Source organism: Paenibacillus sp. NRS-1781, from assembly GCF_050467745.1.
Classification (GTDB): Bacteria; Bacillota; Bacilli; order Paenibacillales; family Paenibacillaceae; genus Paenibacillus; species Paenibacillus terrae_A.
Genome location: NZ_JBITPI010000044.1, coordinates 197,280 through 213,971, shown reverse-complemented (window position 1 = coordinate 213,971; position 16,692 = coordinate 197,280). Strand labels below are relative to the sequence as shown.

16 protein-coding genes are annotated in these 16,692 nt (G+C 47.1%); 4 read left to right on the top strand and 12 right to left on the bottom strand.

Annotated elements, in window-relative coordinates:
* Positions 1-108 precede the first annotated feature (108 nt).
* The 3 genes from ccpA to ACIFO6_RS16790 form a co-directional block, all read right to left on the bottom strand.
* Complete coding sequence (ccpA, locus tag ACIFO6_RS16800) at positions 109-1,116, bottom strand: catabolite control protein A (protein ID WP_044648625.1); 1,008 nt, start codon at positions 1,114-1,116, stop codon at positions 109-111.
* Between the two features lie 107 nt (positions 1,117-1,223).
* A complete protein-coding gene (gene ytxJ, locus ACIFO6_RS16795) occupies positions 1,224-1,565 on the bottom strand; it encodes a bacillithiol system redox-active protein YtxJ (RefSeq protein WP_430042107.1) in 342 nt (113 codons plus the stop codon).
* Positions 1,566-1,666: 101 nt separating this feature from the next.
* Complete coding sequence (locus ACIFO6_RS16790) at positions 1,667-2,113, bottom strand: hypothetical protein (protein WP_430042106.1); 447 nt, start codon at positions 2,111-2,113, stop codon at positions 1,667-1,669.
* A 335-nt stretch (positions 2,114-2,448) separates the two neighbouring features.
* Between ACIFO6_RS16790 and ACIFO6_RS16785 the strand changes: the two genes are divergently transcribed.
* Positions 2,449-2,985, top strand: coding sequence for a type 1 glutamine amidotransferase domain-containing protein (locus tag ACIFO6_RS16785; RefSeq protein WP_430042104.1), 537 nt, complete (start codon positions 2,449-2,451; stop codon positions 2,983-2,985).
* Positions 2,986-3,087: 102 nt separating this feature from the next.
* Here ACIFO6_RS16785 and ptsP read toward each other — a convergent pair whose 3' ends face one another.
* The 4 genes from ptsP to aroA form a co-directional block, all read right to left on the bottom strand.
* Entirely contained in the window at positions 3,088-4,833 is a 1,746-nt protein-coding gene (ptsP, locus tag ACIFO6_RS16780; protein ID WP_430042103.1) for a phosphoenolpyruvate--protein phosphotransferase, read from the bottom strand.
* Positions 4,830-6,713, bottom strand: coding sequence for a glucose PTS transporter subunit IIA (locus ACIFO6_RS16775; protein ID WP_430042101.1), 1,884 nt, complete (start codon positions 6,711-6,713; stop codon positions 4,830-4,832). Before ACIFO6_RS16775 ends, ptsP begins: the two co-directional genes overlap by 4 nt.
* A gap of 216 nt (positions 6,714-6,929) precedes the next feature.
* Positions 6,930-7,364 carry a CoA-binding protein gene (locus tag ACIFO6_RS16770; RefSeq protein ID WP_430042098.1) on the bottom strand — a complete coding sequence of 145 codons (435 nt, stop codon included), beginning with the start codon at positions 7,362-7,364 and terminating at the stop codon, positions 6,930-6,932.
* Between the two features lie 34 nt (positions 7,365-7,398).
* Entirely contained in the window at positions 7,399-8,691 is a 1,293-nt protein-coding gene (gene aroA / locus ACIFO6_RS16765) for a 3-phosphoshikimate 1-carboxyvinyltransferase (RefSeq protein ID WP_430042096.1), read from the bottom strand.
* A gap of 269 nt (positions 8,692-8,960) precedes the next feature.
* Here aroA and ACIFO6_RS16760 point away from each other — a divergent pair, with 269 nt between their 5' ends.
* Positions 8,961-9,266 carry a rhodanese-like domain-containing protein gene (locus ACIFO6_RS16760; RefSeq protein ID WP_430042094.1) on the top strand — a complete coding sequence of 102 codons (306 nt, stop codon included), beginning with the start codon at positions 8,961-8,963 and terminating at the stop codon, positions 9,264-9,266.
* 248 nt (positions 9,267-9,514) lie between these two features.
* On the opposite strand, the gene gndA is transcribed toward ACIFO6_RS16760, so the two are convergent.
* Together gndA and ACIFO6_RS16750 are read right to left on the bottom strand one after the other, a co-directional pair.
* Positions 9,515-10,921, bottom strand: coding sequence for an NADP-dependent phosphogluconate dehydrogenase (gene gndA / locus ACIFO6_RS16755; protein WP_044648633.1), 1,407 nt, complete (start codon positions 10,919-10,921; stop codon positions 9,515-9,517).
* A 187-nt stretch (positions 10,922-11,108) separates the two neighbouring features.
* Positions 11,109-11,708 carry a hypothetical protein gene (locus tag ACIFO6_RS16750; protein ID WP_430042092.1) on the bottom strand — a complete coding sequence of 200 codons (600 nt, stop codon included), beginning with the start codon at positions 11,706-11,708 and terminating at the stop codon, positions 11,109-11,111.
* Positions 11,709-11,988: 280 nt separating this feature from the next.
* Here ACIFO6_RS16750 and ACIFO6_RS16745 point away from each other — a divergent pair, with 280 nt between their 5' ends.
* The gene (locus ACIFO6_RS16745; protein ID WP_430042089.1) at positions 11,989-12,621 is read left to right on the top strand and encodes a YktB family protein; all 633 of its coding nucleotides are present in this window, start codon (positions 11,989-11,991) and stop codon (positions 12,619-12,621) included.
* A gap of 26 nt (positions 12,622-12,647) precedes the next feature.
* On the opposite strand, the gene ACIFO6_RS16740 is transcribed toward ACIFO6_RS16745, so the two are convergent.
* A complete protein-coding gene (locus ACIFO6_RS16740; protein ID WP_430042239.1) occupies positions 12,648-13,931 on the bottom strand; it encodes an MFS transporter in 1,284 nt (427 codons plus the stop codon).
* Positions 13,932-14,118: 187 nt separating this feature from the next.
* Between ACIFO6_RS16740 and ACIFO6_RS16735 the strand changes: the two genes are divergently transcribed.
* On the top strand, positions 14,119-15,594 hold the full coding sequence (locus ACIFO6_RS16735) for an aminotransferase class I/II-fold pyridoxal phosphate-dependent enzyme (RefSeq protein ID WP_430042087.1): 1,476 nt from the start codon (positions 14,119-14,121) through the stop codon (positions 15,592-15,594).
* 122 nt (positions 15,595-15,716) lie between these two features.
* Here ACIFO6_RS16735 and ACIFO6_RS16730 read toward each other — a convergent pair whose 3' ends face one another.
* Complete coding sequence (locus tag ACIFO6_RS16730; RefSeq protein ID WP_025684269.1) at positions 15,717-16,022, bottom strand: DUF1292 domain-containing protein; 306 nt, start codon at positions 16,020-16,022, stop codon at positions 15,717-15,719.
* A gap of 79 nt (positions 16,023-16,101) precedes the next feature.
* Positions 16,102-16,659 (bottom strand): copper amine oxidase, encoded by a 558-nt coding sequence (locus ACIFO6_RS16725; RefSeq protein WP_137063656.1) that lies wholly within the window; start codon positions 16,657-16,659, stop codon positions 16,102-16,104.
* Positions 16,660-16,692 lie beyond the last annotated feature (33 nt).

Here is a 16,692-nt window from a genome sequence, read left to right as displayed (position 1 = left end):
AAATCCCTCTATTCTTTGTTTAATGATGTGCATTATGGACTATGTATTCACGAAAAAAGCTCCATAAAAGGAGCTTTCATCAAAGGTCTATCCTGTTAACAAATTTGTCTAGTCTAAATAATTAACGGACAACCGCAAAATCGTCTCATGCGGCAAAATAACGCGGGGATTTTCCACATTTTCCTTCTTCATCAGCTTGGTCAGCAAACGCATCGCTACTGCACCCAAATCGTACATCGGTTGCGCTACTGTTGTAAGCTGCGGACGAACCATGGAAGCCATACGGATATTGTCCACACTGATGACAGAGAAATCGTCCGGTACTTTCAAGCCTTCATCCTGAATGCTATGAATCGCACCAATTGCCATTTCATCCGTAGCCGCAAAAATTGCGCTTGGCTTCTTCTTGAGGCCCAGGAAATACTTCATTGCCTCCACACCGGACTCATAACGATAGTTCCCGATTCGCACGAGATCTTCCTGATATTCCATTCCTGCTGCTTCCAGCGCTCTCTTGTAGCCTTGGAAACGTGCATAGCCATTCGCAGGGTCCTGAAGAGTACCACTAATCATCGCGATTTGACGGTGCCCGTGGCGGATCAATGTATTCACAGCATCAAAAGCAGCGGCTTCATGGTCAATATCAACCGAAGGGTAGCTGCCTTTCTCATCACTCGTTGCGCACAGAACGATAGGAACCGCAGCCGTATGAAAGGCCTGAATATGCTCGTCCGTTACTGTGCCACCCATGAACAGAAGTCCATCAACCTGCTTTTCGAGCAGCGTATTGATGACACGAATCTCTTTTTCTTTCCTCTTATCGGCATTACACAAAATAATGTTATAGTGATACATATTCGCAATATCCTCAATGCCCCGCGCAATCTCTGCGAAAATTGAGTTTGATATATCAGGGATAACCACGCCGACGGTTGTTGTCTTCTTGCTGGCCAGACCTCTAGCCACCGCATTAGGCCGATATCCCAATTGCTCAATCGCTTCATATACCTTCTTGCGTGTCTGAGGCTTTACGTTAGGATTATTGTTAACTACACGGGACACTGTCGCCATTGAGACACCAGCTTCGCGAGCTACATCATAGATCGTTACCGTCAAATTCCTTCTCTCCATTGCCAATAAATTTTCAACCGAATCCTAGAACAACTAATTAGAACTATGATACGACAAAATACCACTTTATGCAACGACAGCGCTCATTATATCTATACCAAATGATCGTGAAACGCACGCGCAGTGATATTCGAATGGGATGTATGCCAGACAGCCTCTCCGCCCTTGATCAAAATGGCCTGCGGTGATTCATGCTGCAGCTGGAGCTTGTTCGCAGCCTCATTGGACACCGGCCGGTCTTCTACTACATAAATGATAACGTATTCAATATTTTCGTTGGGAGTGTCTTGCAAATAGGACTCCAGTTCCTGATGTGCGCAAGAGCTAATCGGACAGCGCGTGCTATGTTTAAAAAGAAGCAATGCCTTGTCTGATGACGCTTCCAGCGCCGCATTTAATTGTTGAACAGTAGTCATTTTTGTCATCGTCGCCATTGGATATACATTCCTTTCCTCGTATTGTCGTATGTCCTATTCACATCCTAACAAAAAGAACATGTAAAATCCAATGGTGACCATGAAAATTTTCATCTTTTTTAGTTTTTTGTATTCATAAACACAGATTCACTGGTAAAACCGGATAATTGCCCCAATCTTTTCTGTACATCGTTCATCCAATCCTCATCTCCCAGACTTCTCGCATAACGATAAAGGTCCAGCAGCAGATTGATTCGAAGCTCCATTCGCTCCTCCAAAGAGGATTGCCAGTCCACATTGGGATTGTCCGCTTCCTCCAGCACCAGCCTGCGAATAATTTCAGCCAGCTCGTTATTACGGGCAAAGGAAATGCGCCGAGCCGTAGGCTTCCTCCCCAAATTTTGCAATAGCTCCTTAATGTCCTTCGTTACATGCTGCAAAACCTTACTGGAGAAGCATGAAGCGCATGAAAATACGGGAACATGTAAAATTTCAACCTTGTCCGCATAAACTACCTTTCTTAACTCCAGCCCCATCGGTTTACCGCATTGGCATTGCTTATGCATTTAACCACCTCATTACGTAGGATCAAGCTATATGAGGATTTCATCAGAATCCAGATATATCTATCTACTAGTCTATAAAAGTTTTGTTAACTCTATAAAATTTTTCATACCCTCTTAAATTTCGACTTTGGGACCTCAAATCCTTCCACAGATTGCAGCTATGAACAAATTACCAAAGGTTTAGTGGTTCGCGAAATGGTGCTGCTAGTATTAAAAGAGCTAGTCAATTTATGAGAATGTACAGAGGAATGGACTTCCGGCGCTCTTTTTCTTAAGATGTATAGGTACAGATATAAAACAGCGTATCATCAAGTGACGCACGAAAGGATGGTTAGATGTCAAGACTTGCCGGAAAAAGGGTTATCGCCCTGGTAGATGAGGAATTCGAGGATCTGGAGCTATGGTACCCCGTGTACCGCGTTCGTGAAGAAGGCGCAGAAGTGCATTTGGCCGGTGCTGAAAAGGGTAAAAAATATATTGGAAAATATGGCGTACCTGCTGAAGCGGAATATGCCTTTGAGGAATTGAACAGCCGCGATTATGACGGGATTCTTGTCCCCGGAGGCTGGGCGCCGGATAAACTGCGCCGCTATCCCAAAGTGATTCAACTTGTACAGGAGTTTCATGCCGCCCACAAACCCATCGGGCAGATCTGCCACGCAGGCTGGGTGCTGATCTCCGCCAAAATTTTGGACGGTGTCACCGTAACATCCACACCGGGCATCCGTGATGATATGGAAAACGCAGGAGCCATCTGGAAGGACGAAGCTGTCGTGACAGACGGACATATCGTATCTGCCCGCCGTCCGCCTGACCTTCCGCCATATGGAAAAGCGTTCTGCGATCTGTTGGCAAACAATGCAAAGCAATAAGACAGTCCAGTAAAATGAGCAAAACACCTTCAAAATCGCCACGTTATCATGGTTTTGAAGGTGTTTTTTTATTCCAAAACAAGCTATACAACCATTGCAGGATTACTGCCGTCCAGGCCCGACTGAAATACAACTGACACTAACTGCGGTAAGCTTGTCTTCGATCGCCGCGCCGGTAGACATACTGAAGCACGCCTGGGCAACCAGCCTCGCCTCAGCTGTGGACGTGTTCAGCACACGATGCTTAACTCGCAGCAAGGACTGGGGAGACATGCTTAGCTGATGTATTCCCAACTCCAGCCACAAGGGAATGGAGCGTTCATCTCCTGCCATTTCACCACACACACTCACATCAATCCCCGCTTGATGAGCCGCCAGTGCCGTCATCCGCAGCATCCGCAGCACAGCCGGATGGTATGGATGGTACATATGGGCAATCTGCTCGTTCATACGGTCTACGGCCAGCACATACTGTACCAGATCATTCGTGCCTATACTGAAAAAATCTGTTTCAGCAGCGAGTAGATCGGCAATCATTGCTGCCGCTGGCACCTCAATCATAATCCCTTGCTGGATATGTGAATTGTAGGCAAGCCCTCTCGCATCCAAATCTGCCATAGCTTCCTTCAAGATCACATCCGCCTGGCGGATCTCCTCCACCGATGAGATCATCGGATACATGACCTTGATATTCCCTGCCGCACTGGCACGTAAAATAGCTGTCAGTTGTGTCTTGAATAATTCCTTCCAATCCAAGCTAATGCGTATAGCGCGATAGCCGAGAAACGGGTTTTCCTCCACCGGCAGTTGAAGATAGTCCAGCGGTTTATCCCCGCCGATATCCAATGTACGGATAACAACGGAGTGATTTCCTGCCTTTTCTGCTACCAGGCGATACACTTCATACTGCTCATCTTCATCCGGTGCAGAGTTTCGATCCATATATAAAAATTCCGTGCGGAACAGTCCAACACCCTGCGCTCCATGCTTCAATGCCGCCTCCAGTTCCTTGACAGAACTGATATTCGCTGCCAGCCTCAGTTCAGTTCCATCCTTAGTCACGGCTTCCACGGAAGCGAGCACCTGAAGCTGTTCTTTTCTGCGGAGCTGCTCATCACGTAATGCCGTATAATGGTCAATAATGGATTTCTCCGGCTTCACATAAACCTTACCCAAGTCTCCGTCGACAACCATCATATCCCCAGTCTGGACAGGCAAATTGAGATTGCTCTCCAGTCCCGAAACGAGCGGGATGCCCATCGCACGGGCCATGATCGCGGAATGCGATGTTTTGCCCCCATTCATAGTCACAATTCCTAATACATAGCTTGGATTCAAGTGGGCCGATTGAGATGGAGAAAGCTCCTTGGCTACCAGAATGTAAGGCTGTGTGTCCTTCGGAAGAGTTACTTCCGGCGCACCCAGCAAATGCTTGAGCAACCGATTCCCCACATCCTTGATGTCGATCGCCCGCTCCTTCATATATTCATCATCCAGCAGATCAAACATTGTCACAAAATGGTCAATTGCTTCCTTAACAGCCACCTCGGCTGCTTTATATTGACGCTCGATGATTCCTCGAACTTCGTTCATGAATTCAGGGTCCTCCAATATAGCCAGATGCGCATCAAAAATGCTGGATTCTTCCGGTCCCACCATTTCCCGAAACTCATCCTTAATAAACTGGATTTCACTTTTGGATGTGCGTATCCCTTCATACAACCGCTCGAATTCCTTTGCGAGATCCACCGCATCCATTTTCTGCTCAGGTAAATCCCACTCCCAGCTCGGCAGGACAAAAGCCTTCCCGATTGCCACACCCGCGGCGGCGCCGATGCCTTCTATCATGTTTCTACCCCTCCAACATTCCTGTCATGCAGCACAACGGACATTACCGAGGTCTGACCTTTTTTCACCGTTTTAAACGGAGCAAAGCTCCATGACTTCACACGATCCGGATTCGTAATGACCATAGGGGTCACTAAAGATGGAGCTTGTTCCCGCAGTGCCTGCAAATCAAATTTGATCAGCAATTGCCCTGGTTCCACCGTATCGCCTGCTTCTACCATAGCAGTAAAATTCCCTTTTAGCTGTGAAGTATCAATCCCTATGTGAAGCAGAACCTCAAGTCCCTCTCGTGTAGAAATGCCCAAAGCGTGCATGGTCGGATACAAATGCATAACCGTACCATACACCGGAGACACAAGTTCACCTCGCTCGGGAACAAAAGCAACTCCGTCTCCGACCAGCTTCGTTGCAAAAATTTTGTCCGGCACCTCGTGAATTGGCAGCATTTTTCCATGCACAGGGGCGTTGAACAACACTTGAGGAAGATCACGTTCCATAAGTTTCGCGATTTCCTCACGAATCAGCTCCGAATACGTACCGAATACAACCTGCAAATTTCCCCCGCCCAAGTTGATGAGTCCGGCCGAGCCCAAGGCTTTTATCGCTCCGGTATCAATCAGCCGGTCATTGTGGACGGTGAGGCGCAACCGTGTAATGCAGGCTTCCACCCGAACAATATTTTCCTTCCCACCAAGCGCCTCCAAAATGAGCGGAGCGCTGTAGGGAATATTGCCTGCCCAATCCTCCAGAACTGAACCTTCCTCGCGACCTGGAGTGGGAATACGGAACCTCCGAATCGCCCAGCGGAATAGCACATAATACACCAGACCATACGCCACCCCTAACGGAATCAATAACCAAGCGTTATGTGACAGATGGAAATTGAGTACGTAATCAATAACACCCGCTGAATATGAAAAACCGTGATGAATATCCAACTCGAAGGTAAGCCACATGGCCAGACCGGACATAACCGCATGAACAAGGAACAAATATGGAGCGGCAAACAAAAAAGCAAACTCGATTTGTTCTGATACACCGGTAAAAAAGCAGACCAGGGCAGCAGTCAAAAATGTCTTTTGCACCTTTGGCTTCAAGTCTTCACGTGCTTCCTGAATAATCGCCAGCGCAATGGCAGGAATCGCAAACATCATAATGGGGAACAAACCGGACATGAAATAGCCCGCTGTCGGATCGCCAGCAAAAAAACGAGGTAAATCTCCCTGCACAACGTTGCCAGACGGCGTTTTATATGTACCCAGTTGGAACCAAAATATATTATTAAGCAGATGGTGAAGACCAAAGGCCGCCAGCAGCCGGTATAGAATACCGTAGATAAACAGTCCAAAGCCGCCCAAGCTCGATTCCAGACCTACTATAAATTGCAGTCCTTTCTGAATGAGTGGAGCAATAATCAGCATGAGCCCTGCAAATACAGCTGAGAAGAGGCCAATAAGCAGCAAAACAAATCGGGTACCCCCAAAAAATTGAAGCACCTCGGGCAATTTGATGCTTTTGAAGCGATTATAGGCCACCCCTGAGATGATCCCCAAAATAATACCAATGAGCGTCGCTGGTTGAATGAGTCCGTTTCCAAATCTCAATGTGACCTGATCATATATAGCCATACCAGCCAATGCAGCCAGTCCAGCCTGACCTGCTTGATTCGACATACCCAGTGCAACACCAACCGCAAACAAATACGGCAAAAAATAAAAAATCCCGTTCCCTGCCGTCTTCGCCATATCAGACACCATTGGAAATCCCCAAGTGGACCAGGGAAGGCTACCGAGACTTAGTAATATAGCAGCAGCAGGTAACACCATCGTCGGGAGCATGACAGCACGACCAAGCTGTTGTAAGGATCCGAGCCAATTCATGGCATTCCTCTCCTTTCTATCCCTGATGGTAAGCCGAATAAATACTTTTGTCAAAGCGATTCTCTTGCTTGATAAAAAATACTTATATACGCTTTTAAAGGTCTGAATAACTCCGTTTAAATGGCATACATACATTATATGGATTCCTGTAAAATTCCACACTAAAAACCTTCTCCCCGTATTTCACCGGGGCGAAGGTTTTTCTTCATGTTCAGATTACCCTTTGCGTACAGCTTGGGTTACGGAATCCTCTACCTTAATGCAGCGATCCATAACAACCTTCATTCCATGCTCCTGCGCGATGTCAGCGGCTTCCTGGCTGATAATGCCCTGTTGAAGCCACAAAACCTTGGCACCAATAGCAGCTGCCTCACGAGCAACCTCCGCGCAGTACTCACTGCGACGGAATACATTGACCAGTTCCACAGGCTCAGGCACTTCTTCGAGACTTGCATAGCAAGTTTCTCCTAAAATCGTTTGCCCTGCTGCCGCAGGATTAACCGGAATAATCCGGTATCCCCGCTTTTGCATAGCATAAGACACCATATAAGAGGTCCGGTCCGATTTATCAGACAAACCTACAACCGCAATGTTGCCTACTTGTTCCAAAATGCTTTTGATCTCTTCTCTTGACGGATTTTCAAAAGCCATCCTGTCCCCTCCTGTTCACTTTCAAAGCTTACTTTTATTTTACCCACTCCACAGAGGCGCCAAGCGTCGTCAGATGGTCAAAATATTGCGGATATGATTTGGCAACATGATGCGCATCCTTGATCACCAGCGGTTTCTGGGCCCGCAGACCGACTACCGTCAATGCCATAATAACACGGTGATCAAAATGCGCGTTGATTTCAACGCCTCCTTCGACCCCCTCCGGTCGGCCATGTACGATAATTTCAGCCTGACGTTCCTCCACGCGAGCTCCGGCCTTGGTCAGTTCGTTCAAATAATCGGTAATGCGATCACATTCCTTGTACCGCAAATTTTCCACATTATAAAAACGGGACGTACCGTCAGCAAATACAGCGGCAGCTACCATGGCCAGCACAGCATCGGTCGCAGCATCGCCGTCAAACTCGATTGCCTTCAAACGGCTGTTCCCCTTCACGACAACGGTGTCGTTCTCGTGTGTCAGCGGTACTTCCATCATACGAAGCACATCTACAATAGCACGTTCTCCCTGCTTGCTCTGCTCCTTTAACCGATGAATCGTGACATCCGAGTTCGTTACCGCAGCCGCTGCCAGCACAGCGGCACTGCCCGGGTAATCCCCCTGCACTGTATACGTGCGCGGCTGATAAGATTGTCGTCCCGGAACACGGAAAGACATATAATCGTCACTTGCATGAATGATTATACCTGCCTCTTGGAGCACCTCCAGCGTCTGACCAATAACCACCTTGGATTTCAGATCATGCAGCACCTCGATTTCGCTGTCTTCCTCCAGTAAAGGTGTAAGGAATAGCAAAGCGCTCAAATATTGTGAGCTAACCGAACCGGACACCTGAATTTTGCCGCCCTTAGCTTGACCGCCCTGAATACGAATTGGCAACTTACCTTCGCGATGGTCCACTCTCACACCCAATTGGCCCAGCGCATCAATTAGATCATCATGTGGTCGTTTACCCAATGAGTCAGGATATGTATTAACGAAAGTAACATCCGGACATAAGGATGTAATTCCCATCAAAAAACGGAGCACCGCTCCGGCATTCCCCACATTTAACTCCTTCACAGCACGAGGATGGCTACCAAAACCCGTAATGACAATTTTTTCGTCATCCTCTTCCAGCACCGCCCCCAGATCAGCGATACAACGACGCATAGCATCACTGTCTTCACTATGTGCCGGATAATAAATGGTACTTTGTCCATCGGCAAGCGCCGCTGTGAGCAGATAGCGTGTAGTGTAGTTTTTGGAGGACAAGGCCCCAATCTCTCCCTGCAAGGAAGGGGTAGGTCTAACGATAACATCCATATTGTACATGCTCCTTTTCGATTCAAACCATCCTAGTTTACGTTCATTATACAAGCTGTAGCGTTCATTTCTCTACCCAAAAAAATATACAATATTCATTTAGGTCTACCGGAGTTTAATCCATCAGATTGATTAGTCTCTACTGTCTTTAGGATTAGCCCAATTGACAGCTTAGAGATAGCTTCGCTATCATACATAGAGAGTGTGATGTTTTGCACACGTCAATAACACACGCAGCACCCATTTTACATTAGAAAAGAGGTACAGCCATGACGCAAATCGCCCTGATTGAGCCTTCTGAGCTACGCGCACGCCTGCAAGCAGGAGAACAATTGCAATTGATCGACGTTCGCGAGGCAGAAGAAGTAGCGGAAGGCATGATTGACGGTGCCAAGCATATTCCGCTCGGACAGATTCCGAATCGTCTTGAGGAAATTGAACGTACCGGTGAAATTATCTTTATTTGCCGGAGCGGTTATCGCAGCGAACGAGCCTGCGAATATTTACAACAGCTCGGTTATGAAGGCTGCACTAACATGACCGGCGGTATGCTGCAATGGTCACAAGAGCAGTAACATGCTGCTCACCACAAAAGACGGGATCTTCCCGTCTTTTTTCACAACCCAAAGCTTAGACGCGGTAATGCGTTAAAATATCTTGTTCTTATCATACCACAGCGCCAAAAGATTACACAATCCTCTAGCTTCATCCTCATCCAATTACCCATTCACGAAATCAAAAAACGGAAGCTCCTTCTACCACAAGGGTAAAAAAAACTTCCGTTGTATTACATCAATGCTATCCTTACATATCCATCAATGTATTAGAACCATTGGTGATGGAATACGCCTTCTTTGTCCACACGTTTGAACGTATGCGCACCGAAGTAGTCACGTTGCGCTTGCAGCAAGTTTGCTGGCAGACGCTCAGTACGATAGCTGTCATAATATGCGAGCGCGCTGGAGAAGCCTGGCACTGGAATACCTTGAGATACAGCCACGGAAATCACCTGACGCCATGCGTTTTGGTAAGTTTCTACTACATTTTTGAAGTAGGAATCCAGCAACAGATTTTTCAGAGCAGGATCGCGGTCATACGCATCCTTGATGTTTTGCAGGAATTGCGAGCGGATAATGCAACCGCCACGGAAGATCATAGCAATTTTTCCGTATTTCAAATCCCAATCGTATTCGTCGGAGGCTGCACGCATTTGAGCAAACCCTTGAGCATAGGACACAATTTTACTCGCGAACAATGCTTTACGTACACTTTCGATAAATTCTTTTTTGTCTCCGCTGAAGGATTCAGCATTAGGACCGCTCAGCACTTTGCTTGCCGCAATGCGCTCGTCTTTCATAGCAGACAGGAAGCGGGAGAATACGGATTCAGTAATCATGGACAATGGCACGCCCAGATCCAGCGCGCTTTGGCTTGTCCATTTACCAGTACCTTTTTGACCTGCTGCATCCAGAATAACGTCTACCATTGGTTTGCCTGTTTCGGAATCATATTGGGAGAATATGTCAGCCGTGATTTCGATCAGGTAGCTGTCCAGCTCACCTTTATTCCATTCTGTGAAGATTTCATGAAGCTCTTCCGCATTCACATTCAGGACCGATTTCAACAGGTGATAAGCCTCACCAATCAATTGCATGTCGCCGTACTCGATACCGTTATGCACCATTTTTACATAGTGACCAGCACCGTCGGGACCGATATATGTACAGCAAGGGTCGCCTTCTACTTTTGCAGAGATTGCTGTCAGAATCGGCTCTACCAGCTTGTAGGCACTTTCTTGTCCACCCGGCATAATTGCAGGACCGTTCAAGGCACCTTCTTCGCCACCGGATACGCCTGTACCAATAAAGCGGAATCCTTTTTCCTCCAGCTCCTTACTGCGGCGCTGTGTATCAGGGAAGTAGGCATTGCCTCCGTCTATAATAATGTCGCCCTTGTCCAGATGAGGCACAAGCTGCTCAATCGTGGCATCCGTTGCTTTACCAGCTTGAACCATGATCAGGATTTTACGGGGCGATTCCAGTGAGTTCACAAATTCTTCTATGGAGAAAGTACCCGTCAGTTTCTTACCTTCTGCTTCTTTGATAAGATCATGCGTTTTTTCGGGAGAGCGGTTAAATACCGAGACGGTAAAGCCTCTGCTCTCAATATTAAGGGCCAAATTCTTACCCATTACCGCCAGGCCGATCACACCAATCTGCTGTTTTGCCATCTGGTTCCTCATCCTTTGCAACATATTTTTTATTCTATATCGCCGCTTTACCGTATTACACTTTATGTGAATCGGAACACGTGCAATTCTATTTTAACGTTTTTGGTGTCAGAAGTGAACCCCTGTCTATTCGCAGATCAAAACACCCCATTTTCATGAGGTGTTCGGTTATACTAAATCTGCATTATTATGCTTCCATCATCAGCAGTTGGCGGGATAGCGCTTGCAGGCGTTCATGACAGTTCTCGGCTCTGATCGTATCTCCCTCTATCATTGCCGTGAAAAGCTTCTCCAGTTCATCATCCACTTCCATTCTGAGCAGCAGCAGTCGGGTCTCTCCCTCATTGGAAATATACATTTCCTCCATCTCCTGCGCTGACAGCACGGGTCCCTTCTGATAAATAACGCGTTGCTTAAAACCGGTAACCTCGACCAGACGAATGACCTCACCGAACAAAATATTTTCCACCAAAATATGATGGTCCTTAACTCTTTTGACAATGGCATGGCCTCGGGTGCTTCCAATCAGCTTTTCCAACCACTCCGCCAGCTTGGCGTCGCGGATCACATAATCTCCGGCCAACTTGTAGTGCCCTGTACGCAATTGTTGAAAACGAAGCTTCACCAGCTTACGTCCGGTCCTTACCGACAGCACCAGGTATGACTCATCCTCGCTCCAGTACAGCGAATATCCTTCCGATATCAAATCCTTGATCAGATTATGGATATGCCGACGGCTAAACCGGAGCTCCAAATTGCAATATTCTACCTCGCAGCCCTTGTTCACGGCATTCCCTCCTTTTTCAAGTCCGATTCAAGAAGTCCGGCTACAGCAAAGCCTGCGGCTTTCCCGCTTGATCTTCCCTTGCTCTATTTTATACTTCATTTTATGTAAGGGTACTTGGTTATTTGACCTATTTTTATGAGTAACAACGCACAATCCTACTTTTGCCTTATACGCTTATCCTAAACCCGGCCTAAAGTCGGTCAAGCCTGCTGCCATTATGCTATAATCGGACATATTGCGCCACACGAAATGGCTTAACCCAGTTACAGGAGGAAAAGGTATGACATTCAGTGGATTTACTGCAAAGGACTTTGATGTTTTTGAAATACCGGGGCTGGAGCCTCGCATGGAGGTACTGATTGAACAGGTTCGACCCAAACTAGAAGCGATTGGTGCGGAGCTGGCTTCTTTCCTGACGGACCTGTGCGGCGAGCCCATGCACGTTCATGTTGCAAGGCATGCACGACGCAAAGTAAACCCACCCAAGGATTCTTGGGTAGCTTGGGCGGCGAATAAGCGTGGATACAAGGCGTTACCGCATTTTGAGGTAGGTATGTTTGCTTCACATCTATTCGTCATTTTTGCGATTATTTATGAAAGTCCGAACAAAGCTACGTTTGCCCAGGCACTTAAAGCCAGCCTGAGCGATGTACGCTCAAACATACCGGATCATTTTTACTGGTCCATGGACCATATGGCTCCGGAAGGTACAGAGCAAAAACAAATGGACGAGAAGGATTTTCAAACGATCATCGACAAGCTGCAGCAGGTTAAAAAAGCCGAGGTCATGTGTGGTATCCGTATCGACCGGGACGACCCACTCGCCAGTGACGGAGCTGCATTGCTACAGACAGTGCGCTCTACTTTTGAGCGTTTGCTGCCGCTGTACCAAATTGCCTTCTCGAAAGAGTAACCAACATTAGCTAAACAAGCTACTATTCAGGCTTTGGCCGACTTTCTGTGCGGATTACGCGCCAAAGCCAAATGACAGCAGAACATAAGCAGCATTACAACTCCGCTGATGATAAATGGAGCTGTGTGTCCAGCGCGGTCCCACAGCACTCCTGAAACGAGTGGACCGATGACCATGCCGGAGCCTTGAAGTGTCAGAAAAAAGCCCCATATCGTCGCTCGTTCGCTTTCCGGGATCAATTTAGCGAGGAAGGTATTCCATGCAGGTAAAATGAGCGCATAACCCAAGCCAATGAGCGCTACGGATACGAACACAAGTGGAATGGATCGGACGGCGGAAAAGAAAAACAGCGTAATCCCGGCAAGCAAAAAACCGGCGTGCAGAAAATACTCTGTTCCCAGCCGATCCACCAGCTTTCCGCAAGGAATAAGCGCCAGCACCGTCACCCCGCCACCCGCGATCAGAAATACACTGTACAGATTCGGCGAAATGCCGAGGTCTGTCCGGGCATACAGCGTCAATACCGGGCTGATCAGACCGATAACAAACGACTGCAAAAACAGCGCCGGGTAAATTAACGGGTTTACATCAAGTTTTGTTTTGAGAGAGTTGAAAGTTTCCTTGATTCCTCCCAGTAGCGGCTCCTTTTGCTTCGCGAGACCGTCGGAGGACACCAAGGCGCTCCGTTGCAGCGCTCCTTGGTCAGCAGTTTTTTTGCGTCCGGGCAGCATAAGGGAGACCAGCAACAACACAATGCTGCATCCTGTCAAAATCATAAACACCATTCCGTAGGAATGACCATAATGTGCCATAGCGAAATTCATAACAAGCGGCCCCATTCCAGTTCCGCCCATGGACGCAATTTCCAATGTGCCCATCGCCGCACCATTGCTGTTATTAGGCCCGGACATTTCAGTCGTTCCAGTCATGACACAGGGCCAGAGCGGAGAAGTGCCCAGACCGAGCAGCAGACAGGCGACTACGAGCCACACTGGCTCTGTCAGCACACTTAGCATGATCACCGCTACAAGTGTGAACAGCAACGCGGACGACATCGTTCCCCGGTAACCGAGCCGTTCAGCTATCCAGCCTGCCGGTGCCCGGAACGCATTATCGCCAAAATATTGAAGTGAAAAGGCCAAACCGATGATTCCAGCTGACAGTCTGAGCGTTTCTCCCATATATACCGGCAGGATAGCTACCAGAAGAGATCCCTTCATAAATTCAACCAGAAATACCAGTACCCATAATTCTGCAAAAAAGGGAGACCACAACCGCCGAGGATTTTTTTCTCCTCCGATTTGCTTCATCTGTCCCACATCCTCTACCTTCGTTTTTTTTGTCATGAAGTCCGGGCTGTCCCCATGCTCCTCTCATTTACAAATAAAAGCACCGTCAACCGCTTGCATTCCTACTTTAAACTGCTATACTCAATTTTGTTCTATTATCACTTGCCAGGATTGTCGAAATCCTGCACGAAAGGTTGTGACAACACTAATGAATCAAAGCAACACCCCGCTTTTTACTGCTTTGAAAAAGCACGCTCAGAGCAACCCGGTTCAATTTCACATCCCAGGTCATAAAAAGGGAGTGGGCGCAGATCCGGAATTTCGCGAATTTATGGGGGATAATGCCTTTTCGATAGATATGATCAACATCGCTCCATTGGACGATCTGCATCAACCTACGGGTGTCATCGAAGAAGCCCAAAAGCTTGCAGCAGAAGCCTATGGAGCAGATTATACTTACTACAGTGTACAGGGTACAAGTGGAGCTATCATTACTATGATTATGTCCATCTGCTTGCCAGGTGATAAAATTATTGTACCCCGAAATGTACACAAATCTATAATGTCTGCCATTATATTGTCTGGAGCAAAGCCTGTATTCGTATCTCCGGTCAGTGATGAGAATCTTGGTATCCACCACGGGATTACAACCAAGTCCGTACGCCGGGCACTGGAACGCCATCCTGACGCCAAAGGCGTCCTCGTCATCAACCCGACATATTACGGTGTGTGCGCCGATTTGAAAGAAATTGTAGATCTCGCTCACAGCTATAATGTGCCGGTCCTGGTCGATGAGGCCCACGGTGTACTGATTCATTTTCATCCTGATCTGCCAATGTCCGCCATGGAGGCGGGAGCAGATATGTCAGCTACAAGCGTCCATAAGCTGGGCGGTTCCTTGACACAAAGCTCCATTCTGAATGTGAATACCAAAAACGGATACGTCAATCCGCAGCGTGTGCAGACGATTTTCAGTATGCTGACAACGACATCCACTTCGTATATTCTGCTGGCTTCGTTGGACACATCCCGACGTAACCTGGCGCTTAACGGTCATGAAATAGCACAACGTGCTCTGGACTTGGCTGAATATTGCCGTGCAGAGGTCAATAAGATTGAAGGGCTGTACTGCTTTGGGAGTGAGATTCTCGGCACGGAGGCTACCTATGATTATGACCCAACCAAAATTACGGTTCATATCCGCCATTTGGGCCTTACCGGGTATGACGTGGAAAATTGGCTGAGACAAAACTACAATATCGAGGTTGAGCTTAGCGATATGTACAATATTCTCTGTCTGGTGACCCCTGGGGATACGAAAGAGGATATTGAGATTTTATTGAAAGCTCTGCGTGAGTTGGCCTCCACACATTATTCTACAGGTCAGCAGCATGAACTGGATGTAAAAATACAGGATATCCCGCAGCTCTCCCTGATTCCAAGAGACGCTTTTTACGGAGATACGGAAGTGGTACCATTCAAGGAATCTGCTGGACGCATTATTGCAGAATTCATTTATGTATATCCGCCAGGTATTCCGATCCTGCTGCCGGGCGAAGTGATCTCACAGGACAATATTGATTATATTGTCGATCATGTGGAAGTAGGCCTGCCTGTTAAAGGGCCTGAGGATCGAACGGTACATCAAGTGAAGGTTATCGTCGAAACGGACGCCATTTCCTAAGTCTCCTGAGCCGTAACAAGCTTGAAAAATCTTATAAGCATCTTAAAAGCTTAACAAAAAAAGCCCCCAAATGGGGGCTTTTTCATCAGCTAACAATGTTGTAACAGCCGATAGATCTAATGTTATTCGTATTGGGCAACCAGCTCGCTGTATGCCTCTTCTACACGTTTCCATTCATCTTCGTCCTCAATATTGTAAAGCACCATTTCTTCGTTTTCTTCTTCCATACGAAGAATAATGCCGTCTGCTTCAGGATTGCCGCGCTCCAGCAGGAGAGCGTAAACGTGATTTTCTACGTCAAAGGTCTCTACCAGCACCATTTCTACATCTTTGCCATTTTCATCAGTTAGCGTAAGAACCATTTCTTCATGTTCGTGGTCATGATCGTGGTTGCAGGCTTCACCGTGTTCATGTTTGTGATCACTCATGGAAATACCTACCTTCAAATTGTTTTATTTTCCCCCGTATCGTAACATGATCAAGGGTACAGGTCAATTTGTGGTATGCCTAATTTATCGCTGTAATAACTTTTTCGGACACCAGTGTATAGCTGCCATCTTTGCTTTCTTTAATGTAGAAACCGACCCGGTAATTCCCTGCTGTTTTAAAATCATACGTAAAGTCGTTTGTACGGAACCAAAAGTTATCCTTTTGTGCTCCGCTGATATCCTGAGACTGAATATCTTTCACATTACCCGTCGGGTCGGTAATCGCTACCTTCACTCCGGAGATATCCGCTTTCAGTGTATCAATTTGACTGAATACATTGAATTTCACTTTGTTGCCTTTATTCACGTTGCCGAACACCGTATCGCCCTTGAACAAGAACATGTGTACATTCGGTTGGTCAAAAACAACTTTTCCACCGGACGGATCAAAACTGACAATTCCGTTAAAATCCCGAATGGGCACATACGTTTTGCCATCAATGACAACCGCGCCATCCTTCGACACCTCACCGTTAATAATCAGCTTCACTTGGTCCTTGGCGGATTCCGCCGAAATAACGGTCCCTCCCATTATCGAAAAGGCCATCACTAGGGCCATCACTTTTCTCCACTTCATCGCTAGATATCCCTCCATCATTATCTGTTAAAA